This window comes from Streptomyces sp. NPDC101234, assembly GCF_044767525.1.
Lineage (GTDB): Bacteria > Actinomycetota > Actinomycetes > Streptomycetales > Streptomycetaceae > Streptomyces > Streptomyces sasae.
In genome coordinates, this window is record NZ_JBIWOA010000030.1 from 55,551 (window position 1) to 76,418 (window position 20,868).

The 20,868-nt window shown below is 71.4% G+C and carries 16 protein-coding genes; 7 read left to right on the forward strand and 9 right to left on the reverse strand.

Annotated features, from left to right (window positions below; genetic code table 11):
- The first annotated feature begins 168 nt into the window (after positions 1-168).
- Positions 169-993, forward strand: a complete 825-nt coding sequence (locus ACIRR9_RS40520) for a TIGR02452 family protein (protein ID WP_403762985.1) — start codon at positions 169-171, stop codon at positions 991-993.
- Between the two features lie 4 nt (positions 994-997).
- Here the strand turns inward: ACIRR9_RS40520 and ACIRR9_RS40525 are convergent, their stop codons facing one another.
- Positions 998-1,447, reverse strand: coding sequence for a type II toxin-antitoxin system PemK/MazF family toxin (locus tag ACIRR9_RS40525; RefSeq protein WP_403762988.1), 450 nt, complete (start codon positions 1,445-1,447; stop codon positions 998-1,000).
- A 19-nt stretch (positions 1,448-1,466) separates the two neighbouring features.
- Entirely contained in the window at positions 1,467-2,267 is an 801-nt protein-coding gene (locus ACIRR9_RS40530) for an alpha/beta fold hydrolase (RefSeq protein WP_403762991.1), read from the reverse strand.
- Positions 2,268-2,329: 62 nt separating this feature from the next.
- Here ACIRR9_RS40530 and ACIRR9_RS40535 point away from each other — a divergent pair, with 62 nt between their 5' ends.
- On the forward strand, positions 2,330-2,743 hold the full coding sequence (locus tag ACIRR9_RS40535) for a MarR family winged helix-turn-helix transcriptional regulator (protein WP_403762993.1): 414 nt from the start codon (positions 2,330-2,332) through the stop codon (positions 2,741-2,743).
- Between the two features lie 110 nt (positions 2,744-2,853).
- On the opposite strand, the gene ACIRR9_RS40540 is transcribed toward ACIRR9_RS40535, so the two are convergent.
- Complete coding sequence (locus ACIRR9_RS40540) at positions 2,854-4,278, reverse strand: amidase (RefSeq protein WP_403762995.1); 1,425 nt, start codon at positions 4,276-4,278, stop codon at positions 2,854-2,856.
- Positions 4,279-4,503: 225 nt separating this feature from the next.
- On the opposite strand from ACIRR9_RS40540, the gene ACIRR9_RS40545 reads away from it, so the two are divergent.
- Positions 4,504-5,892, forward strand: coding sequence for a glycoside hydrolase family 43 protein (locus tag ACIRR9_RS40545; protein WP_403762998.1), 1,389 nt, complete (start codon positions 4,504-4,506; stop codon positions 5,890-5,892).
- A 238-nt stretch (positions 5,893-6,130) separates the two neighbouring features.
- Here the strand turns inward: ACIRR9_RS40545 and ACIRR9_RS40550 are convergent, their stop codons facing one another.
- Both ACIRR9_RS40550 and ACIRR9_RS40555 read right to left on the reverse strand, forming a co-directional pair.
- Positions 6,131-6,484 (reverse strand): hypothetical protein, encoded by a 354-nt coding sequence (locus tag ACIRR9_RS40550; protein ID WP_403763001.1) that lies wholly within the window; start codon positions 6,482-6,484, stop codon positions 6,131-6,133.
- A gap of 161 nt (positions 6,485-6,645) precedes the next feature.
- Positions 6,646-8,163, reverse strand: coding sequence for a helix-turn-helix domain-containing protein (locus ACIRR9_RS40555; protein WP_403763004.1), 1,518 nt, complete (start codon positions 8,161-8,163; stop codon positions 6,646-6,648).
- A 671-nt stretch (positions 8,164-8,834) separates the two neighbouring features.
- Between ACIRR9_RS40555 and ACIRR9_RS40560 the strand changes: the two genes are divergently transcribed.
- The gene (locus ACIRR9_RS40560; protein WP_403763007.1) at positions 8,835-9,866 is read left to right on the forward strand and encodes a serine hydrolase domain-containing protein; all 1,032 of its coding nucleotides are present in this window, start codon (positions 8,835-8,837) and stop codon (positions 9,864-9,866) included.
- A 153-nt stretch (positions 9,867-10,019) separates the two neighbouring features.
- Here ACIRR9_RS40560 and ACIRR9_RS40565 read toward each other — a convergent pair whose 3' ends face one another.
- Positions 10,020-11,582 carry a hypothetical protein gene (locus ACIRR9_RS40565; RefSeq protein ID WP_403763009.1) on the reverse strand — a complete coding sequence of 521 codons (1,563 nt, stop codon included), beginning with the start codon at positions 11,580-11,582 and terminating at the stop codon, positions 10,020-10,022.
- 519 nt (positions 11,583-12,101) lie between these two features.
- Between ACIRR9_RS40565 and ACIRR9_RS40570 the strand changes: the two genes are divergently transcribed.
- From ACIRR9_RS40570 to ACIRR9_RS40580, 3 genes are read left to right on the forward strand one after another with little or no spacing between them, the layout of a single operon-like run.
- On the forward strand, positions 12,102-13,043 hold the full coding sequence (locus ACIRR9_RS40570; RefSeq protein ID WP_403763012.1) for a heavy metal-binding domain-containing protein: 942 nt from the start codon (positions 12,102-12,104) through the stop codon (positions 13,041-13,043).
- Positions 13,044-13,056: 13 nt separating this feature from the next.
- Positions 13,057-13,917 (forward strand): heavy metal-binding domain-containing protein, encoded by an 861-nt coding sequence (locus ACIRR9_RS40575; protein WP_260328524.1) that lies wholly within the window; start codon positions 13,057-13,059, stop codon positions 13,915-13,917.
- A gap of 51 nt (positions 13,918-13,968) precedes the next feature.
- Positions 13,969-14,406 (forward strand): hypothetical protein, encoded by a 438-nt coding sequence (locus ACIRR9_RS40580; RefSeq protein ID WP_403763016.1) that lies wholly within the window; start codon positions 13,969-13,971, stop codon positions 14,404-14,406.
- A 67-nt stretch (positions 14,407-14,473) separates the two neighbouring features.
- Here the strand turns inward: ACIRR9_RS40580 and ACIRR9_RS40585 are convergent, their stop codons facing one another.
- The 3 genes from ACIRR9_RS40585 to ACIRR9_RS40595 form a co-directional block, all read right to left on the reverse strand.
- Positions 14,474-15,883 (reverse strand): M1 family metallopeptidase, encoded by a 1,410-nt coding sequence (locus tag ACIRR9_RS40585; RefSeq protein WP_403763019.1) that lies wholly within the window; start codon positions 15,881-15,883, stop codon positions 14,474-14,476.
- Complete coding sequence (locus ACIRR9_RS40590) at positions 15,880-19,836, reverse strand: Pls/PosA family non-ribosomal peptide synthetase (protein WP_403763022.1); 3,957 nt, start codon at positions 19,834-19,836, stop codon at positions 15,880-15,882. The genes ACIRR9_RS40585 and ACIRR9_RS40590 overlap by 4 nt, the downstream gene beginning before the upstream one ends.
- A 484-nt stretch (positions 19,837-20,320) precedes the next feature.
- A complete protein-coding gene (locus tag ACIRR9_RS40595) occupies positions 20,321-20,770 on the reverse strand; it encodes a DUF6884 domain-containing protein (RefSeq protein ID WP_403763025.1) in 450 nt (149 codons plus the stop codon).
- Between the last annotated feature and the right edge of the window lie 98 nt (positions 20,771-20,868).

The following is a 20,868-nucleotide window of genomic DNA, read 5'->3' on the forward strand; positions in this document are numbered from 1 at the left end:
CAAGGGGACGTTCTAGATCGGTAACCTCTGCTTCCTTGTGTGTTTCCGGCCGTTTCGGGTGCAGGAAACTCCGTTGCGCGGCATCACCAGCATCGCCCAGGATGCGTACATGAGCACGACGGGGGAGGCCGCGCGGGGCGCGGTCATGGCGTCCACGGGGGTGGCGCCATGAGCGCGCGCCTGCGCGGAATCGCCCAGCAGACCGAACAGATCGTGGCGGCTGGGGGCTATCGAACGCCGGACGGCCGGGAGATCCTCCTGGCCGCCGATATCGCGGCCGCGCAGGACGCCACACGGATGTACGGGCCGCAGCCGGTGCCGGTCGCGCCCGATGCGGACCTGGACACCGTCTTCGAGGTCACCGGCGAGAGCAGCCTGGAGGCCGCCCGCCGACTGGCCGGCGCGCCGTTGGCCGTCCTGAACTTCGCCTCGGCCCGCAATCCGGGCGGCGGCTATCTGAACGGCGCCCAGGCGCAGGAGGAGGCCCTGTGCCGCGGCTCCGCGCTGTACGCCTGCCAACTGCGCGCCCGTGTCTTCTACGACCACCACCGCGCCCACCGTGACCCGTTCTACTCGGACCGCGTGATCCACTCCCCGGCCGTCCCGGTCTTCCGTGACGACCGCGGCGGCCTGCTGGCCGAGCCCTACCTCGCGGGCTTCCTCACCGCCGCCGCGCCCAACGCGGGCGTGATCCGCCGTACCGCCCCGGAGCGGGTCGCGGAGCTGCCCGCGGCCCTCGCCGTACGGGCCGAGCGGGTGCTGGAGGTGGCCGCGGCCCAGGGCTACCGGCGCCTGGTCCTCGGCGCCTGGGGCTGCGGGGTGTTCCAGAACGACCCCGCGCAGGTCGCGGGGGCCTTCCGGGGACTGCTCGGCTCCGGCGGACGGTTCGGGCGGACCTTCGAGCACGTGGTGTTCGGGGTCCTGGACCGCACGCCGGGATCGGTGGTCAGGGAGGCCTTCGCCGAAGTGTTTCAGGCCTCGGCGGCGAGCTGACGCGTCACTTCCAGCCGTAGCGCTCGTGCAGCCGGTTGCGTACGAGGTTGAAGCGGCCCCGGTCCAGCGCGCACGCCTCGCGGCGCATGCCGTCCTCGTGCAGCCGCAGGACGCGGTCCACGTCCACCCAGGAGTCGCGCCCGGTGCGGTCCCACGGCCCGCTGCCGATCGCCACCCACTCGCGGTCGTTGTCGTGCCGCTTGCTGGACAGCTGCACGGCGAGCAGGGTGCCGACCGCCTCGCGGGCGACGACCAGCACCGGCCGGTCCTTGCCCCGCCCGTCGTTCTCCTCGAAGGGCACCCAGGTCCACACGATCTCGCCGGGGTCCGGGTCACCGTCGTGGGCGGGCGCGTACTCGGTGCGCACCTCGCCGACCTCGCGCGGGTCGGCCTCGGTGGTCGCGGTGGGGCCGTAACGGCCGGGGACGTTCTCGTCGTCGGTAAACGCAGTCACGAGGGCACCCTAAGGGGCCTCAGCCTGCGAGAACAGGCCGGGTCCCGGTACTGGGCAGTTCCCCCTCGATCAACTCGACGGTGACATCGGGGCGTTCGAGGTGCGGAAGGTGACCGGCTTCCGCGATCAGCTCGAACCGGCCCTGGGGGAAGGCCTTCGCGAAGGCGGCTCCGTAGGCGGGGGTGACGATACGGTCGCTCGCTCCCCACACCAGCAACGCGGGCTGCCGTACGCGTCCCAGTCGTGGCAGCAGCTTCGGATCCGACATGCGCCCGCCGTCGGTGAGCAGCCGCATGGTCGCCATGTTGGCCTGACGGCGGGCGAGTTCGGCGGCGGGCAGGGTGGCGGGGTCGACGTAGAAGCGGTCCGGGTCGTGCCAGGAGTGCTCGGCGGCGGAGCGCGGATCCAGTGCGAAGAAGTCCGTGACCGGCTCGTCCTCGATGTCCGCGCCGACCGCGTTGACGAGCACCAGGCCGGTGATCATCCCCGCGGTGTCCCGTACGGCCATCTCGGCGGCGAGCCGGCCGCCGAGCGAGGAGCCGACGATCAGCACATCGCTCAACTCGCTGTCCTGGAGCAGGTGGAGGTAGGCGACGGCGAGGTCGTCGACACCCGTGAGCCAGTCCGGGCGCGGTGTGCCGTCCCAGCCGGGGTGGACCGGGGTGATGGTGCGGGCCGAATCGGCGAGCCGGGCGGCCAGGGCGGCGACCGTGACGGGGCCGCCGCCTCCGTGGAGGACGAGCACCGGGCGGCCGGTGCCGGCCTCGGTGAGGGAGAGGGGGAGGTCGGGATACACCTGGGCGATGCGGTTCTGCGTCATGCCGCACAATCTAACTAAGGATGTTTATATAAACAAGCTTAGTCATCGGTTAGGCTGGCCCCATGCACGATGACCTGCAAGTCCTCGGAAGAGCGGTCAAACAGACCCAGTACCGGCAGCACCGGGCGCTGGACAGCGCGCTCTCGGCCGTCGGCACCACCCTCGCGCAGTGGGACGCGCTGCGCGCGATCGACCGGTCACCGGGCGCCTCGGCACGCGAACTGGCCGCGGCCACCTTCCAGAGCGAGCAGGCCTTCGGCACGCTGGTGGGCCGGCTGACCGCGCAGGGCCTGGTGGAACGGCGACCGGGCCACGGGCGGCGCATCCAGCACCACCTCACCCCCGAGGGCGAGCGGATGCTGGCGGCCGGGCACGGGGTGGCCGACGAGGTGCTCGCCGACTGCTTCGCCGGGTTGTCGGCGAGGGAGCGGGCGGCGCTGCTCGGTCTGCTGGAGCGGCTCAACGCGCGGGAGTGAAGCGGCTGTTCTCTGTGGGGCTCGGCGCTGCCTCGGTGCACGGGGTGCGGAGCCGGACACGGCTGCTCGCCGCCCTGCCGCACCGGACCTGCTGCGTGGGTCGCCCGCTGCTATGCGGCCGGGGAGCCGGCGGTCACGGTGTGCGGCGGCCGGAGTTCGTGCCAGCGCAGTTCCGACTCCAGCTCCGCGGCGACCGAGACGAGCAGTGGCTCGCTGTTCGCCGGGCCGAGCAGTTGCGCGCCCACCGGCAGCCCGTCGCCGACGAATCCGGCGGGCACGTTGACCCCCGGCCACCCGAGCACGTTCCACGGCCAGGCGTAGGGGCAGGCGGCGATCATGGCCCGGTCGGTGGCGAACTGGCCGAGGCTCAGCATCGCGCCGATGCGGGGCGGGGGAGCGGCGGTGGTCGGCGCGAGGATCACGTCGTACGACGTGAAGAAGGTGCCGATCCGCCGCTGCAGACCGGCCTCCGCGCGCCGGGCGGCCCGCAGCGGGGCCCCGCCGAGCAGCCGGCCGAGGCGGGCCGCCTCCAGGGTGCGCCTGTCGAGCAGGCCGGGATGCGGTGCCTCGCGGACACGTTCCGCGATCCCGACCGTGGCGCGCGGCATGAAGGTGAGCCCGATCTGGCCGTAGGGCGGGTCCGCCTCCTCGACGGTATGGCCCAACGAGGCCAACTTCTCGGCCAGTTCGACGACCCGGGCGCGTACGTCCGACTCCAGGCGGGCGGGCAGCGCGGTGAACGGCGGTTTGAGGGAGAGCGCGATACGCAGCCGGCCGGGGTCCCGGCCCACTGCCTCGGCGAGCGTCAACTCGGCCGGCCGGTGCGGGTCCTCGGGGTGGTTCCCGCTCGCCGCGTCCAGCAGCAGGGCCGCGTCGGCGACGGTGCGGGCCAGGGTGCCGTTGACCGTGATGCCCTGGAAGGACTCAGCGCGCGGCCAGGTGGAGATACGGCCGCGCTGCGGTTTGATGCCGATCAGATGCGTCCAGGACGCCGGTATGCGCACGGAGCCGGCGCCGTCGGAGCCCAGCGCGGCCGGCACGAGCCCCGCCGCGACGGCGGCCGCGGACCCGCCGGAGGACCCGCCCGGGGTGTGCCCGGGGTGCCACGGATTGCGCGTGTCGCCGAAGGCCGGCCCCTCCGTGAACGGCCACTGCCCCAGCTCGCAGGTGTTGGTCTTGCCGACGATCACCGCCCCGGCCGCGCGCAGCCGTCGTACGGCTTCCCCGTCCTCGCGCACCGGCGGGAAGTCGCCCCGGCAGCCGAATGCGGTCGGCTCGCCGGCCACGTCCATGTCGTCCTTCACCGCTACCGGCACGCCGAGCAGCGGCCGGCGCACTCCGGCGGCCAACTCACGGTCGGCGGCGTCCGCTTCGGCGAGGGCGGCCGAAGTACGCACGATCCGGAAGGCGTTGAGGGAACCCTGGGTGGCCTCGATCCGCGCCAGGCACGCCTCGACCAGCCGGCGAGATGTCAGTTCACCGTCGGCCAGGGCGCGTGCAGACGAGGCGAGGCCCGCGGAACGGTCGTAGGACATGGAGGACCCACCTTCGGCGGCGCTGCGTCTACCGGAGGGTAACGTCGATCCGGCTCCCGCAGTACAGGTTTCGCACAGCAGGTGTTCAGCTGCGCCCAAGTCCCGCCCAAAGCATTGACGTGAACCTGCCGTTCCTCTTACTTTCTGCGCGACTTCTCGAACCAAGTTCGAAATACCGGACGCGCCGCTGTGTCCGGGTCTGCACGAGCCACCGGGAGAGCCGCCGTGACCACACGTCCCCCCACCCCGTCCCGCCGCACCCTGCTCCGTGCGCTGGCCGCCCTGCCCGCGTCGGCCCTGGTCCTGGGCGAACTGCCCGGGCTGCTCGGCACGGCCGATGCCGCCGCCCCCGCGAGCGGCTACGCCACCCGCTACACCATCGTCCCGTTCCTCAACAGCGACGACGGCACGGTCAACGTCTACCAGTCCGACGACGCGACGGACTTCCGCCTCCTCCAGTCCTCCGCCTACACCCCGCCCAGCAACCGCATCCGCGACGCCAGCGTCTTCAAGCACACGGACGGTTACTACTACATCACCTACACCACCCACACCTGGGAGGACGAGAGCACCACCATCGGCTTCGCCCGCAGCTCCGACCGGGTCAACTGGACCTTCCTGTACGACTACACGATCCCGATCACCGACCTGTCCCGCGCCTGGGCGCCGGAGTGGTTCGTGGACAGCGACGGCAGCGTCAACGTCATCGTGTCCTGCTCGACGACGGACGACGAGTGGATCTTCACGCCGTATGTCCTGACGGCGAGCAACTCGGCACTCACCGCCTGGAGTTCACCGGTCGCCCTGTCCGGCATCGGCACCAACCACATCGACACGTACATCGTGAAGGTCGGCTCGACCTACCACGCGTTCACCAAGAACGAGACGGCGAAGTACATCGAGTACGGCACCGCCGCCAGCCTCAAGGGCCCCTACACCATCTCCAAGACCGGCGACTGGGCCGGCTGGGGCAGCTACCGCGAGGGCCCCTCGGTGATCCAGCTCGACAACGGCGGCTGGCGGATCTTCTTCGACGGGTACGGCGACGGCAACTACTACTACAGCGACAGCTACGACACGTTCGCCACGTGGAGCACCCCGACCGCGCTCGCGACCCTCTCGGGCACGGCCCGCCACTTCACCGTGATCAAGGAGACGGTGTCGGGCGGCACTTCGGTGACGAAGAACGTGACCCGCTCCTTCCAGTCCGCCAACTACACCACCCGCTACTGGGAGGAGGTGTCCTCCCTCCTCAACCTCCCGGTCGTGACCAGCTCCAGCGCCTCGGCGGACAAGACGGCCGCCACCTTCACGGTCGTGGCGGGCCTGGCGGACTCCAACGGCTACTCCTTCCGCGACTCGTCCGGCAACTACCTGCGCCACTACAACTTCCGCGGCCGCTTCGACGCCAACGACGGCACGACGGCCTTCGCCAAGGACGCCACCTTCATCGCCCGCACGGGTTCGTCCAGCGGCTCGGTGCGCTTCGAGTCGTACAACTACCCGGGTTACTACCTGCGCCACTACAACTACCAACTACGCGTCGACATCTCGGACGGCACGGATCTGTTCCGCCAGGACAGTTCGTTCGTTCCGGTGGCATCCTGGGCCTGACCTGCACTGTTGCTGACCTGGGTGAATGCTTTGGCGGCCAGTCGGTAGTTCCCGCGAGAAGAGCCTGGCGAGTACCAGAACGCTCGCCAGGTCCTCGATGCCGAGGCCTGGGTGCGGCCTCGGTGCTCGGGGACGCCTTCGATGCTGAGATGGTGGCGGTGGTGGCCGGGACCAGCCAGGCGCGTCGCGGGGCGCCGTGGCCTGCCTGTGGGAGGTTGGCGGGCCGGACGGCCTTTGGCTAGGCGCGGCTGACGCTGACGCCGCCGATCAGGCCCCAGGCGTCGATCCGGACCGTCGGGCCGCCCGGCTCGCTCGGGCCGTCGTCCTTCACCCCGCCCAGGCGCAGCCCGTGGACCTCCACCCGGACGTCGCGGCGGACCTTGAGACTGACGCCGCCGATCAGGCTCAGTTTGGTGATGCGGAGATCGGCGCCGTCCGGGATGGCGATGTCCGTCAGATCGACGTCGGCACCACCGATGAGGGAAGCGGTGACGGTCCGCTCGTGGAGGGTGGCTCCTGCCAGGCGGTGACCGCCGATCAGGCTCACCTTGATGTCGGTCTTCTGCGGGTTCTCCCCGTTGTTCTTCGTCATGGGAAGTACCGTACGGACGTCGGCCCGTGGGCCCCAGTGCCCTGCATCCGGCGTTGTGCATGACAGGTGTCATGCCGGAGCCGGCGCCGAACCCGAGTGGAACGCGGCGGGCGTTCCCGGCCGAAGCGGCAGCAATCGGCCCGAGCGGCTCCCACGTTCCCTCAAGAGTCGGTGGGCACCCACTGACGTACACCGTGGCCGTTCGTGCCGTACCAGTAGTGGGGCAGGCCCTTGATGCCACTGGTGCGGAACGGGTGACCGTGGTCGTCGATACGGACCGTGCCGGTGCGGCCCTGGGAGGACCAGTCGAGTTCCAGGTACCAGGTGCAGTCATGGGCCTCGGTCGTCGCGGTGACCTGCAGCACCTCCGGGTCCTCGGCGGAGACGCGGTAGGGGAACTGCACCGCGGGGAAGGGCTTCCCGCTGTCGTTGCCGGGGCGCGCGTGGGCGATCGGGCGGTTGACGTCCAGGTCCACGGAGAAGTTGCGGGGCGGCAGATCGCTGCCGCAGCCCTGGCCCATGGCGTATGCGTTGCCGGTGACCGGGGTGCCGCGGCTGACGATACGGACCCGGAGGGCCGTGAGGACCACGGCCGTGGACGACTTCCCCTGCACCGAGATCTGCACCATCGTCTCCCGCCCAGGGACCGCCTGCTGCGTCGCTGCCCACACTCCGGCGTCCTGCTCCACCGGCGGCGGGGGCACCTGGACCGGCTCCTTCTCGATGACGTAGTCGTGGCCGCAACCGCCGTCCCAGATCTGCGAGTCGGCGGTCCACGCGAGCGGCACACCGGTTGGCGCGGGGGCGTTGCTCTTCGTGTCCGCCGACGGTCCACCCTTCGACTCGGGGCTTCCGGAAGCCCGTACTCCTGTGGAGGGCGAGGCCGAAGCACGGCCGTGGGAGGGGCCGGCCGCAGTGGCCGAGGGGTGGTGTGACGTACCGGCTCCTGTCGTACGGGACTGACCGGGGGCCTTGGCGGAGTTGGCGTGAGACCGGTCGGCCGACAATGCCGACACAGCGCTCAGCGTCGCCAGCAGTACGGTCGCCGCGGCGGCGCCGACGACGGTGCGGCGACGGCGGTACCAGGGCCGGGTTGAGCGGACCGCATCCCACAGGGCCGTCGACTCGGGACCGCCCGGTCCGGGAGCGGCGGGAGCAGGCGGCGCGGCGTCGGGTGAGCCCCCGTCGAGTCGCGGTGGTGAACCGCTTGGGCCGCCCCCGTCACCACGGATGCCGTCAACGCCGCCACCCACACTGCCCGCGCTGCCACCGGCACGCCCTGCCGTCCGGCTGTCCGGACCCGAAGTCCGCTCATCCCCTGTCGGTTCCAGCGGCCCCTCGGTCTTTGCCGGATCCGCTGCCTCCTCGCCCGCCCGTGGCCGCTGACGTGCCGTCATCGCGAGCAGCCACAGGCGGTGCAGATCGAGGCGTTCCTCCGAGGTCGCCCCGCAGAAGGCGGCCAAGCGCTCCACCGGGGCGTAGTCCTGCGGGACCGCCTCGCCCGTGCAGTAGCGGTGCAGCGTGGAGGTGTTCATGTTGAGACGGCGGGCCAGGGAGCCGTAGCTCCTGTCCGTGCGGTTCTTCAGCCGGCGCAGCAGCGCGGCCAACTGCTCGACGTCCTCCTCGGTCGACACCGTTCCCCTGTCCTCCGACGTGTCCCCATATCCCAGGCGGTCCATGTAGCTGCACGTCAGATGGGCTGGGATGGTTCCACCGTCGCCGGACGGGCGTCAGGCGTTGCGTCGGGCCGTAGTGATGACTGATGTTCTTGGTGTCGCACCGGCCAGGACCGGGCCGACCAGTTGGCGGCGGGCGATGAACGACACTCATGCACTCTCCGCCACGGGGGCGCGGAGGGCGGCCCATCGAACACTGACAGAGCCAAGCCAAGTAACCGATACTCATCCTTTTCACCCTGCCTTCGGCTATCCTCCGAAGGATTTCCCAGGGCTGTGCAGCGCCCACCGGAGCCGGCTTCGCCTCAGTGCCGGGCGGCAACTCGCCATGCACAGCCCCGTGTTCTTCTCCTCGTACCCCGATCGTGCCCCACGGCCTTCCCGGACTCTCGAAGGAGCATGAATTGCGAGTGGATGTGCGTGTCCGACGGCGCCCGCAACTGACGGGGTTTCGCGCAGTGGCAACAGTTGCGGTGTCCGCGGCCCTCGTCGTGCCCCTCGCCGCGACCCCGTCGAGTGCGAACACGGTCCGCGCGAGTGCGGCGGTCCGCGCGAGTGCGGCCGTCGGCCCTCGGACGCTTTCGGCGGTCCGGCAGGACGGCGACGGCACTGCGAAGACACGCGCTCACCTGCGGGAGTTGGCGCGGAAGTTGGTGGAAGCAGGAGTGCCTGGGGTGATCGTCCGGGTTGACGACGGTCACGGCAGGCCCATCGAGATCTCCGAGCAGGCCGCCTGGACGAAGAAGGACCATCGGCTCAGGGCGGACGACGAGGTGCGAGAAGCGTCCAACACCAAGACGATGATGGCCACCCTCGTCCTCCAACTGGTCGCTGAGCACAGACTCGCCCTCACCGACCCGGTCGACAAGTGGCTGCCCGGCCAGGTGCGCAACGGCAGAGCGATCACCCTGCGCATGCTGCTCAACCACACGAGTGGGTTGTTCGACTACACCGACGACCCCGCCCTCGCACCGGCCCTGACCGGCCGGGACTCCCACGTATGGACGTCGACGGAAATCCTGCGCCTGGTGAGCGGACACCCGGCACTGTTCGAGCCCGGCACCGAGTGGTCATACAGCAACACCAACTACATCGCGATCGGCGCCGTCCTGGAGAAGGCCACCGGTAAGAGCCTCGCGGCGCTGGTGCGGGACCGGATCGCCGGACCCCTGGGGCTCCGGCACACCTTCTACGCCACCGGTTCCGCCTGGCGCGACCGGCACGCGCACGGCTACGAACCCGACGCCGCCCACATGCCACCGGACGTCCCCGACGAGTTCAGGAACTATGCCGGACCGCAGCACGACGACCACGTGGACGTCACCGGCGACTACGTCACGGCCGACGGAGCGGATGCCGCGATCGTGTCCACCGCCGGTGACTGGTCCCGTTTCTACGGCGCGTTGATGTCGGGCCGCCTGCTGCCCGCCGCCCAACTGGCCGAGATGCGCACCACCGTGCCTGAGGACGGGCCGGGGGACCCGGACGAACTGGGCTACGGGTTGGGCATCGAGACGGCGAAGACCTCCTGTGGCACGGTCTGGGACCACGTCGGCATCGTCCCGGGCTATGCGACCTACAACGTCACCGACTCCACGGGGCGTCGCACGGCCGCCTTCTTCTTTGCCACGTCCACTCTCACCAAGCAGGCGCACCAGACCGGCGCGGCCCTGATGGACGCGGTCAACTGCGCCATTTTCGACTGACCTGCGCGTTTCCGTGGAGGAGCCGCCTCCGGATCATGATGTGAACCGCCCAACTGAGTGATTTCAACTTGGGTGACCGGGCGACGAGTTGGCGTTGGGTCGCCGGCCGGTGACGAGTTGTCCGGCCGGGCGACGCGGGGACCGGTGTGACTGTCAGGAACTGTGGCGGTGGTCTCCATGGGACCGCTGTGCCTTCGGGGACGTGGGGGCACTGGTCGGCGCGGTGGGTCGGGCGGTGGCGGTGGCGGTGCCGGTGGCGGTGCCGGTGGCGGTGGCGGTGGCCGTGGCGGTGGCCGGACTGTTGCTTGTGCCGGACGACGGGGTGCTCGGTGACGCGGACGGGGGAGGTGTCTGGCCGAGCGCTGTCAGTATCGCGTCGGCGACCGTTCCGTCCGCGTTCGTGGTGAGGGTGACCGGGTCGGCGGCGCCGAGCAGTTGATCGCAGCCCAGGTTGATGAACGTCTGGTTGGCACGTGAGGCGAGGAAACCGAAGAGGTTCGGTGCCACGCCCGTGTCCGGCGAGGGCGCCTTCTCGAAGAGTGCCTTGTCCCTGAAGACGCGCTGGATGCCGGCCGGGTCGCGGAAGAGGGTGGTGCAGAAGGCCGCACCGTCACCACTGTCGGCGCCGGCACCGACCGCGGGCATGTTGACTCCGATGCGGTACGCGTTGGTCTTCGCGACGCTGCCACGGCCGTCGACGAGTGTCATCGGGTCGTTCTGCGGGACCAGCGCGATCGGCGCCTTCTGGCCTGCCGCGGCGGACAGTTCGTCCAACGCGAGGGCGGACGTGGCCCGGCCGTCGCCGGACTGGTCGCGCGCGGTGAACGGCTTGCAGCCAAGAGCAGGGTCCATGAACTGGGTCAGCAACAGGTTGTCGCTGCCGTTGGCCAGGTCCCTGGGGGTATAGGCGGCCGCCGACTTGGCCTTGCCGTAGGGCCGGTGGTGTCGGTCGCCGCGGTTGTCCAGCCGGGCGGCCTTCGCGAGTGCGGCCCTGCTCGCGGCGTTGTTCTGGGCGATCCGGCCGCGCCCGTCCGCGAGGTAGTGGGTCACCACGTTGTCGCTTCCGTCCTGGTCCACGACGGAGAAGTCCCGTGTGGTCGGGCAGGGCAGGCCGTCCTTGGCGGTGCCGAGCGCCGGAATCCTGAGGTGCTTCCTGGCGATCTGCGCGTTGGCCGCCCGGAAGAAGGCCGGTGCGTTGCAGTACGCGAACTGACCGAAGATCGATCCCGGCAGGCCGTTGACGCACTTGCCCTGCGCGAGGCCGTTCGTACGACCACTTGTCCGCAGGGTCAGATTGGCGTTGTTGAAACCGAACCAGATGCCCACGGTCGAGCCGCGCGGCACCGAGGCCTTGGCGGGGCGCGCAGCCGGCCTCGTTCCCTTGTCGATCACCAACGGGTTGTAGACGGTCAGCTTGCCGTTCGGGGTGACGATCGCGGCCTCCACGAACGCCGACTGGTCGGGGTCGGCTTCGTGGCAGGGGCCCTGTGCCGGATCGGTCGCGACGAGTCTGTACGGCGTGGCCAGTCCTCTGGCGGTGAGCGGGTTGCCCGGCACCAACAGGGTGCAGTTCGGGTCGGGTTGGCCGGCCGCCTCGGGCCGCGCGGCGGCTGCCTGGTTCCCTTGCGGGCGGTGCTGGTCGTGGCCTTCCGCCGCGAACACCGAACCCGCGACGACGGCGAGAACGACCGGCCCGCCGAGGAGGGCGAGTGACATCTTCGACCGCTTCAGGCGTAGGGCGTGTTCCCGCCGTGAAGCACGCGATGACTGTGTCAGGTTCTTGCGGGCCACTGAGCTGCTCCTCACTGTGCGTCCTTCCGTGGGAGTGACCCACGGTCGCGCGGGCGCACGACGGTCGTGATGGTGCGGACCCTTCTCGGCGTGGCGGAGGGGCGGTCAACCCGATCGCGCGGCAGGGCGGATCCACTCGCGGTACGCACCGGGCACACAGCATGCTCAAAGGTTGCATCAGCCGTTGCCGAACCATGCCGAACCTTGAACGAGCGGGCGTTCGGCCTGGTGGCAGAGGGGGTCCCGGTCCGGTCTTCCACGGCGTGGCCGGGCTCGGACGGATCGGTGACCTGCGCGGCCGGAACCGACCCGCCGGTGAACGGGCCGCCACCGCCGATGCCGCCGGGCTCCGCGGCGTCGGCCTCACCCAGGTCGATCCGGCGGCCGGGCATACACTTGAGCCGCTGTGCCTCGGGCCGGGCATGAAGCGGGGAGTTGGTGTCCATGAGCGGGGACTGGGCGGGAGCGGGGCTGCCCCCGGCGGCAGCGGCGCGCATCGCGGAGGTACGGGACAGCGGCACGTGGTCCTCGGCGCTCTCCACGGGGGAGTTCGCCGCACTGCGCGCCGTGGGGTTCGAGCCGGTGGGCCAGGTCATGGGCTCGGCCGTGTACCACGTGGGCCGCAGCGGCCGGTACTGGGGCTATCACGACTGTCTTTACGGGGGCGTGCAGTACGCCTTCAGCAGCGCCCCGGCGCCCGTCGCCCTCTCCGGACACGGTGCCCCGTCCGCCGGGCTCGTCGAGGTGCTCGACCGGGCGCGTCGTTCGGCCCTCGACCGGATGACCGCCGAGTGCTCGGCTCTCGGCGGCGACGGCGTCGTCGCCGCGCAGTTGACCGTGGCGCCCTTCGTGGCGCAGGCCAACTGCCTGGAGTTCAAGGTGATCGGGACCGCGGTGCGCGCGGCCGGGACGGTACGGGCGCCGCAGCCGTTCACCTGCCACCTCGACGGCCAGGGGTTCGCGAAGCTGGTGACCGCGGGATGGGTCCCGGTGGAGCTGCTGTACGGGATGTCCGTCGGCGTACGCCACGACGACTACCGCGTCCGCTCACAGGCGCGCTCGTGGAACAACACCGAGGTCGGCGGTTGGAGCGAGCTCGTCCAGGCCGTGCGCTCCGACGCCCGTGCGCACCTGCGGGCGCAGACGGGGCGGCGCGGCGGCGACGGCGTGATCCTCTCCGCGGGCGGCCTGCGCATCTGGGGCGAGTCGTGCATGCGCAGGAGCAACGACGACCAGCGGGACCATGTGGCCGAGGCGACGTTGCTGGGTACCACCGTCGCCCGCTTCACGGTCCGCGAGCAATCGCCCCGCACACTCACCGTGATGCCGCTCGACCCCGAACGACGCCGGCGGATCATGCGTCGCACCGCCACCGACATACGATGAGGGGAACCCGTTCATGAGCGTCTTCAACCCCGCCGATGGCAGCCCTGACGGGATGTCCGCCCAGGGCGTGCCGGCCGACGCGATGCGGCGGCTGGCCGAGCTGCAGCCGGGCAAGCCGGGTTCGATCTTCACCAGCGACCTGTCGGTCAACGAGTTCCTGCTGGTGCGCGAGGCGGGATTCCGGCCCATCGGCCTCGTCCTGGGCAGCTCGATCTACCACGTGGGCATCCAGCTGGGCCGCTGGGGCAAGAACCAGGAGCTGACGACGCTCAGCCAGGCGATGTACCACGCCCGTGAGCTGGCGATGACCCGCATGGAGGCGGAGGCGGCCCAACTGGGCGCGGACGGTATCGTCGGCGTGCGGCTGAGCGTCGAGGCCCGTGAATTCGGCAACGACGTCGCGGAGTTCATCGCGATCGGCACCGCGGTCAAGGCCGATCACCCGGCGCCGGGCGGCAACGGCGGCAGCTGGCGCAACCTCAAGGGCCAGCCGTTCACCTCGGACCTCAACGGTCAGGACTTCTGGACGCTCATCCGCGCCGGCTACGCCCCGCTGGGCATGGTGATGGGCACCTGCGTCTACCACATCGCCCACCAGAAGATGGGACAGATGTTCTCCAACATCGGCAAGAACGTGGAGATCGAGCAGTTCACGCAGGCGCTGTACGACGCGCGGGAGCTGGCGATGGCGCGGATGCAGCACGAGGCGGAGGAACTGCGGGCGGAGGGTGTCGTCGGCGTACAGCTCAACGCGCACAACCACCGCTGGGGCGGTCACACCACCGAGTTCTTCGCGATCGGCACGGCCGTACGGCCGCTGCGCGAGGACCACGTCATCGAGCGACCGACGATGGTGCTCAGCCTGGACGGCTGAGCGTCCGGCCCAGCAGACTCGGACCAACCGCACACCACGAGAGGCCCCGCGATGACCTCGCCACCCGACCCCGTCCCGTTCGAGCCCGACGGCGCATCGGACTCCATCGACCTGCTGACGGCCGCGCTGCGCAGGGACGCCGCCGATCTGGACGTCTACGCCCAGGTGGTCACCGTGACACTCTCGGAGGCGCTGCCGCCGGGTTCCGTCGTCGTCGAGCGCAAGCGGAGCATGGCCGATCGGCTCTCGGGCCGCGCCGGCCGCGTCGACCGGCTCGAGGTCTTCCTCGGCGAGCAGCGTCTCGTGCTCGACCTCAAGGGCGGGCAGCCCACGGGCGAGGTGTGCAAGGAGGTCCGCGGCGTGGTGCTCTCGCGGCGCCCGGTGGCGCTCGACGAGTGGGTACGGGAGCTCGCGGTGGCGATCGCGGCCCGTGCACAGTCCGACGCGCGGGCACGGGCGGCGCTGGAGCGACTGGTACTCGGGGAGTGAGGGCGCAGCCTCGCTGAAGGCCGGCGCCCGACAGGGAGAACGTCGGCCTCAGAGCCGCGCCGGGGCGTCAGGGCATGGCCGGCGGCAGTGGTGGGAGGCGGTCGTCATAGAGCCAGGCGTGCAGCAGCGGCTCGACCGTCGCGGGCATGGAGCGTCCGGCGTGGGCGATGAAGGTCGCGGTGTCGGCGCTCCTGCCGCGGTGGGCGTGGTGCCAGCCGCGCAGCATCGCGAAGAACCGTTCGTCGCCCGCTGCCAGCCGCAGCGCGTGCAGGGTGCACGCGCCGCGGGTGTAGACGCGGTCGTCGAACATGTGGTCCGGTCCGGGGTCGGCGATCCGCAGGCCGTCCCGTTTCCGCGCCAGCGTGTGCCAGGCCGCCCTGGCGATGGTGTCTGCCGAGTCCTCGCGGATGTGCTCCGACCACAGCCACTCCCCGTAGGTGGCGAAGCCCTCGTTGAGCCAGATGTCCCGCCAGTCCCGCAGGCTCACGCTGTTGCCGAACCACTGGTGGACGAGTTCATGGGCGACGAGCGTCTCCCAGGTCCGGCCGCCGTCGATGTGGTTGCGGCCGAAGACGGACGCGGTCTGGTTCTCGACGGGCTCGTCCAGGTCGGCGTCCACCACGACCGCGCCGTACGTCTCGAAGGGATACGCACCGAACCAGCCCGTGAACGTCTCGAACATCTCGGGCTGGCGGGCCAGGTCGTACCCGGCCTGCCGGGAGAGACGGGTGGGGTACGCGTCGCGGCCGGTGACCAGGCGGCCGGTCGCGGTGTCGCGGGCCCGCCAGGTCCGGTGGTTGAAGCGGCCGGTGTACAGCGCGGCCAGATAGGGAGCCATCGGCCCGGGGTGGTGATACGTCCAGCACTCGGTCGTCCCCGTGCTGCTGTGCTCCAGCAGCGTGCCGTTGGCGAGCACCTGGTGGCCGCGTGGCACGGTCACCCGGAAGGTGAACTCGGCCTTGTCGTCCGGCCGGTCGTTGCACGGGAACCACGACGGCGCGCCGAGCGGCTGGGCGGCCACCAGGGTGCCGTCGTGCGGGTCGCCGGTGCGGTCCCAGCCGATGAGGCCGAACGGGGTGCGCACCGGGCCCGGCCGGCCGCCGTAGCCGATCTCCAGGGTGAACGGCGTGCCCGCCCCGATCGGGCGCGGTGCGGGCAGGACCAGCTTGCGTCCCGTGCGGCGCGGGCGCACGGACACCCCGTCGACCCGGGCGTCGCGCACGCTCAGCCCGGCGAGGTCGAGGTTCACCTGACCTAGTGTCCGCTCGGCCACCGCGCGGATGTGCGCCCGGCCGTCGAGCGTCGCGGCGACCGGGTCGTAGGTCAGCCGCAGGTCGTAGGCGACGGTGCGGTGATCGTGGGTGCCATGGCCCGCGAAGTAGCGTTCGGCCTGCCGGGGCGGACTGTCCATGGCCGTCACCGCGAGCGGGGCGAGCGCCGCGCCGCGGATCAGCGCGCGTCGGCTGCACCACGTCATGCCGCCTCGCCCTCCCCGAAGCGGGCCACGCCGTCGGCCTCGGAGACACCGGCGATGGGGTTGCCGGCCCAGCGTGTGCCGTCGGGCACCGTCTCACCGCGCATCACGAGGGAGGCCGCGGCGACGGACGCGCCGGCGCCGATCGTGGTGCCGGGCAGGGCGATGCTGTGCGGGCCGAGAGACGCTCCGGCGGCCAGGCGTACGGCGTCCATCCGCATGATCCGGTCGTGGAACAGATGGGTCTGCAGGACGCATCCGCGGTTGACGCTGACCCCGTCGCCGAGGCTGACCAGGTCGGTCTCCGGCAGCCAGTACGTGTCGCACCACACCCCCCGGCCGACACGCGCGCCGAGCGAGCGCAGCCACCAGTTCAGCGCGGGCGTGCCGAGGTGCGCGCCCGCGCCCCAGGGCACGGCCAGCGTCTCCACGAACGTGTCGAACAATTCGTTGCGCCACACGAACGACGACCACAGGGGTCGTTCGACCGCCCGGAAGCGCCCCACGAGCAGCCACTTGGCGCCGGTCGTGGTCAGACATGCCAGCACGGACGCGGCAAGCAGCAGAGGGGCGCCGACCAGTGCGGCAAGGGGAAGCCCGCCGCGGTCCAGGGCGTCCTGCTCGGTGAGGAACACGCCCTCGGCGAGGAGCGTGCCGAGGATCACGGGCAGCAGCCGGCACAGCTCCACGGCCGCGCGGGCCGCCACCAGCCGTCGGCGCGGGGCGAACGTCCGCGCGGGGTCGGTGCTGTCGGCCACGCGCGGCAGCGGCATCACGGGCCGGCCGATCCAGGACATGCCCGGCCCGCCGTGGGCCGGTGCGTCGGAGAGCACACCCACGAGTGCCCGGTCGGGGACGTCACGGCCGGGTGCGACGATCCCCGAGTTCCCCACGAACGCGCGCGCCCCGATCCGCACGGGTCCCAACCGCATCCATCCGTCGCGCAGTTCGAACGGTGCGACGAGCGTGTCGTCCGCCAGGAAGGCCCCGTCGTCCACCTGGAGCAGGGACGGCAGCGGCAGCACGGTGGAGATCTCGGTACCGCGGCCGACGCGGGCGCCGAGCAGCCGCAGCCAGTACGGCGTGGCCAGACTCGCGTAGAGGGGGAACAGGCTGCCGCGGGCACCGTCGACCAGCCGGGTCACCAGCCACGCCCGCAGGGCCACGCCCCCGTCCGCGTGGTGCACACCGGGCTTGATCGAGCGGCTCAGCAGACGCACGGCGACCGCGGTGACCAGCGCCCCGCACACCATGGTCAGGACCGCGAGCAACGGCGCGGCGACGAGCAGATGCCCGGCCGCGCCCGGCAGCGTCGGCGTGTGGCGCACCAGCAGCCAGGTGACGAGCAGTGCCGGGGCCGCCGAGAGCAGCGACAGCAGGGGCAGCAGGCCGAGGCACAGCGCGTAGGCCAGGTGCCGGCCGCGCGAGCGGACCGCCGGCCGTGCGGGCCAGCCGACGCCCGCGAGGCGTTCGGCGGGCTCGGCCGGCCGGGCCGGCGAACCGGTCCATACCTGGCCGTCGGGGACCCGGCCGTCGAGACAGCTCCCGGCGGTGAGTTCCGCGCCGCGTCCCAGCACGGCGCCCGGCAGCAGTGTGCTGCGGTGGCCCACCCGGGCGCCCGCCCCGACGGTGACGGTGCCGATGTGCAGCCGGTCGCCGTCGAGCCACCAGCCCGCGATGTCCGCCTCGGGCTCGACGCTGCAACCGTCGCCCAGTTCGGCCAGGCCTGTCACCGGGGGCATGGTGTGAAGCCGTATGTCGCGCCCGGTCCGGCAGCCGAGGGTCCGGGCGTACAGCGCGGCCCACGGGGTGCCGAGCAGGGCGGGAACACCGAACGCGGCCACCGCCCGTTCCGCGGTCCACAGCCGCAGATGGACACGTCCGCCGCGCGGATACTCTCCCGGGATGATCGAGCCGGCCAGCGTACGGGCGAGGACCGCGCCGATCAGGCAGCGCAGCGGCGCGCTGAACAGCACCGCCCAGCCCACCAGGACCAGCCACCACGACGTGTGCGGGGCCCAGCGGTGCGGGGCGATCCAGCCGAGCACGTTGTCCACCGCCGCGAGGCCGACCAGGCCGCGCAGCCCGGTGATGCCGTAACCGGCCTGGGTGACGAGGAACTGGACGACAGCGGTCCGCCGCGGTACCGGCCGGACGGGGCGTAACTCCCGCACGGAGCCGGTCAGGGAGTCGAGGTGGTCCGCCATGCTCTGGAGCACGGGGTGTCGGTAGAGGTCGGCGACGGAGAGACCCGGGTGGTCCTCGCGCAGCATCGAGGCCATCCGGGCGGCGGTGAGGCTGCTGCCGCCGAGAGCCACGAAATGGCTGTCGGGGCCGGGCCGCAGGCCCAGCAGTTGCTCCCAGACGTCCGCCAGCCGTGCGGCCGTCCCGTGCAGGTGCTGCGCGGCGCCGTCGTCGTCGGCGTCGGCCAGGGGCACCGGCCAGGGCAGCGCCTTCCGGTCGACCTTGCCGGACGCCCGGGTGGGCAGGTCCGTCACCTCGGCCAGGACCGGTACCAGCGGTGCGGGCAGCCGCTCGCTCAGCAGTGCCCTGGCCTTGGCGGGCTCGAAGGCGGAGCGGCCCTCGGCGGCCTGCTGCGGGATGACGTAGCCGACCAGTACCTGGGCACCGGCCGCGGTCGACTGCACGGCCGCGGCTGCCCCGCGCACGCCCGGCAGAGCGAGGAGGGCCGCGTCGATCTCGCCGAGTTCGACACGGCGTCCGCCGAGCTTGATCTGGTCGTCCACGCGTCCGAGGAAGACCAGTCCCTCGGCGTCGGCGCGCACCAGGTCGCCCGAGCGGTAGGCGCGCGGCGAGTCCAGCGCCGGGCACGGCCTGAAGCGCTCCGTGTCCTTGACGGGGTCGAGGTAGCGCGCGGTTCCGGCGCCGGCGATGACCAGTTCGCCCTGCTCGCCGTAGGCCACCGGTTGCCCGGTCTCGTCCACCACCGCCAACTCCCAGCCGGCCAGCGGCAGTCCGATGCGCACCGGCTGCCCGGGCGTCAGCAGGGCGGCGCAGGCCACGACGGTGGTCTCCGTGGGGCCGTAAGTGTTCCACATCTCCCGCCCGGGGCGGGCGAACCGGTCGACGAGACCGGGAGGGCATGCCTCGCCGCCGAGGATCAGCAACCGCACCTGGGCCAGCGCCTCCTGGGGCCACATGGCCAGCAGCGTGGGGACGGTGGAGACGACGGTGATCCCACGCCGCGTCAGCCAGGGGCCCAACTCGTGGCCGGCCCGTACCAGGGACCGTTCGGCCGGCACCAGGCAGGCGCCGGAACGCCATGCCAGCCACATCTCCTCGCAGGAGGCGTCGAAGGCGACGGACAGCCCCGCCAGCACCCGGTCGCCGGGGCCGAGCGGACGGCCGCGCAGGAACAACGCGGCCTCGGCGTCCACGAAGGCGGCGGCGGAACGGTGGGTGACGGCCACGCCCTTGGGCGCACCGGTCGAGCCGGACGTGAAGATGATCCACGCGTCGTCCCCGGGAGCGGGCACGGTTCCCGCCAACGCTCCGGACGGCGGGGCGAGGTCGGCCGGCTGCGGGTGCGGCCCCAGGACGTGGCACACGCCGGCCTCGCGGAACACCGTGGCGGCGCGCTCCTCGGGATCGTCGGCGTCGACCGGGACATAGGCCGCACCGCAGTGCAGTACGGCGAGGATCGACAGATACAGCTCGGCGCCACCCGACGGCACACGAATACCGACCCGGTCGCCGGGGCCGATTCCCAGCTCGGTGAGGTGTCGGCCCCGTCGGTGGGCCTCGGCGCGCAGTTCGAGGTACGACAACACCTCGGCGCCGGTGTCCAGGGCGGGTGCGTCCGGGTGCAGGGCGGCGGTGGCCTGCAGGACATCGACGAGGGTGCGGGGCGACGCGGCCGCCGCGGAGCGGAAGAGGGCCCGGTCCTCAGGGGGCTCGGGAGACGGTGGCAGGGCATCGAGTGCGGTCGATGTCAAAGTCGTGCCTCTGGATTTCGGTACCTACGGGCTTCAAGCCCCTTATGCACTGTGAGAGGGCTGTGAGCATCGGCACGTTCGCCAACTCCGAGCAATTGATTAACTGCCCTGCCATGGGAGGAAATTGACGAACCGTAGACCCTGGCGGTGTGATTCGATCACCTTGCGCGGACTCTTTTCGATTTCGGAAAGAACTGGACGAGAGTCTGGTTCGTTTCTCCGGGCGAGCTCTGTCGAAGCCGTAAAGGAAAAGCGCGTCGGACCGCAGCCGGGTCGCAGTGCGGTCGCGATGACGGAATAGCCGCCTCGGAGGTTGCCGACGGTGTTTTCGCCTCTGTGTGTGCTGGTTGTGGCAGGAGCCGCAGCGCATGCGTCTTGTGTGCATCAGCGGTCGTTCGCATGGCTCGGTCACGTCGGCAGACGTGCTGCGTCGCCTCGGGCGCCGAGGACCGGCGGCCTGGCGGCCGCCACACGTGGCGTCATGTCAGAGGTGGTCCCGATTCTCGCGCAATGCTGCAAGCCGGGCCATCTGCTCACCCATACCGCGTGCTCCGGCCAGCGGCGTGTAGACGTGGGGCCAGACGGAGCGCACGAGGCTGATGTGTCGTGCACCGCCGAGGGCGACCACGGGGTCAAGGCCGACGATGTCACGCACGGTCGCCTGCTCCAGAAGGACCTGGCTCGTCACCGCGTCGGCAGCGCCATGGGGTGTGTCGTACGGCTCGATGACGTCGTCCAGTTCGAGGAGTCCGTGGCGTGCGGAGAGAATGAGCAGCCGGTCGGGTTGCAGTGCGTCGGCCGCCTTGCGGCATGCCCGGTGGTAGGAGCCGACGTACATGTCTGCCGAGCGTGCGGGCACGCCGAGTTTGCGGCTGCCGCACGGGATGACGACGAGTTGTGGCTTGCAGAGGTCGAGATGGTCGTTTGCGGTCATGCGTGTCGTCCTGTCTGCGCGTGTGATGTGGGCGGTACCGATCGTGTGCGCGCCCCGTGCGTCCTGGCGGAGCGGCAGTTCGGGAGAGCGGGGCCGGG

What these genes read in the sequence shown, in the direction of transcription:
- ACIRR9_RS40520 (WP_403762985.1), top strand. Translation starts at nt 169, where the DNA reads ATGAGCGCGCGCCTGCGCGGAATCGCCCAGCAGACCGAACAGATCGTG.
- ACIRR9_RS40530 (WP_403762991.1), bottom strand. Translation starts at nt 2,267, where the DNA reads ATGACGCAGAACCGCATCGCCCAGGTGTATCCCGACCTCCCCCTCTCC.
- ACIRR9_RS40535 (WP_403762993.1), top strand. Translation starts at nt 2,330, where the DNA reads ATGCACGATGACCTGCAAGTCCTCGGAAGAGCGGTCAAACAGACCCAG.
- ACIRR9_RS40540 (WP_403762995.1), bottom strand. Translation starts at nt 4,278, where the DNA reads ATGTCCTACGACCGTTCCGCGGGCCTCGCCTCGTCTGCACGCGCCCTG.
- ACIRR9_RS40550 (WP_403763001.1), bottom strand. Translation starts at nt 6,484, where the DNA reads ATGACGAAGAACAACGGGGAGAACCCGCAGAAGACCGACATCAAGGTG.
- ACIRR9_RS40555 (WP_403763004.1), bottom strand. Translation starts at nt 8,163, where the DNA reads ATGGACCGCCTGGGATATGGGGACACGTCGGAGGACAGGGGAACGGTG.
- ACIRR9_RS40565 (WP_403763009.1), bottom strand. Translation starts at nt 11,582, where the DNA reads ATGTCACTCGCCCTCCTCGGCGGGCCGGTCGTTCTCGCCGTCGTCGCG.
- ACIRR9_RS40570 (WP_403763012.1), top strand. Translation starts at nt 12,102, where the DNA reads ATGAGCGGGGACTGGGCGGGAGCGGGGCTGCCCCCGGCGGCAGCGGCG.
- ACIRR9_RS40575 (WP_260328524.1), top strand. Translation starts at nt 13,057, where the DNA reads ATGAGCGTCTTCAACCCCGCCGATGGCAGCCCTGACGGGATGTCCGCC.
- ACIRR9_RS40580 (WP_403763016.1), top strand. Translation starts at nt 13,969, where the DNA reads ATGACCTCGCCACCCGACCCCGTCCCGTTCGAGCCCGACGGCGCATCG.
- ACIRR9_RS40585 (WP_403763019.1), bottom strand. Translation starts at nt 15,883, where the DNA reads ATGACGTGGTGCAGCCGACGCGCGCTGATCCGCGGCGCGGCGCTCGCC.
- ACIRR9_RS40595 (WP_403763025.1), bottom strand. Translation starts at nt 20,770, where the DNA reads ATGACCGCAAACGACCATCTCGACCTCTGCAAGCCACAACTCGTCGTC.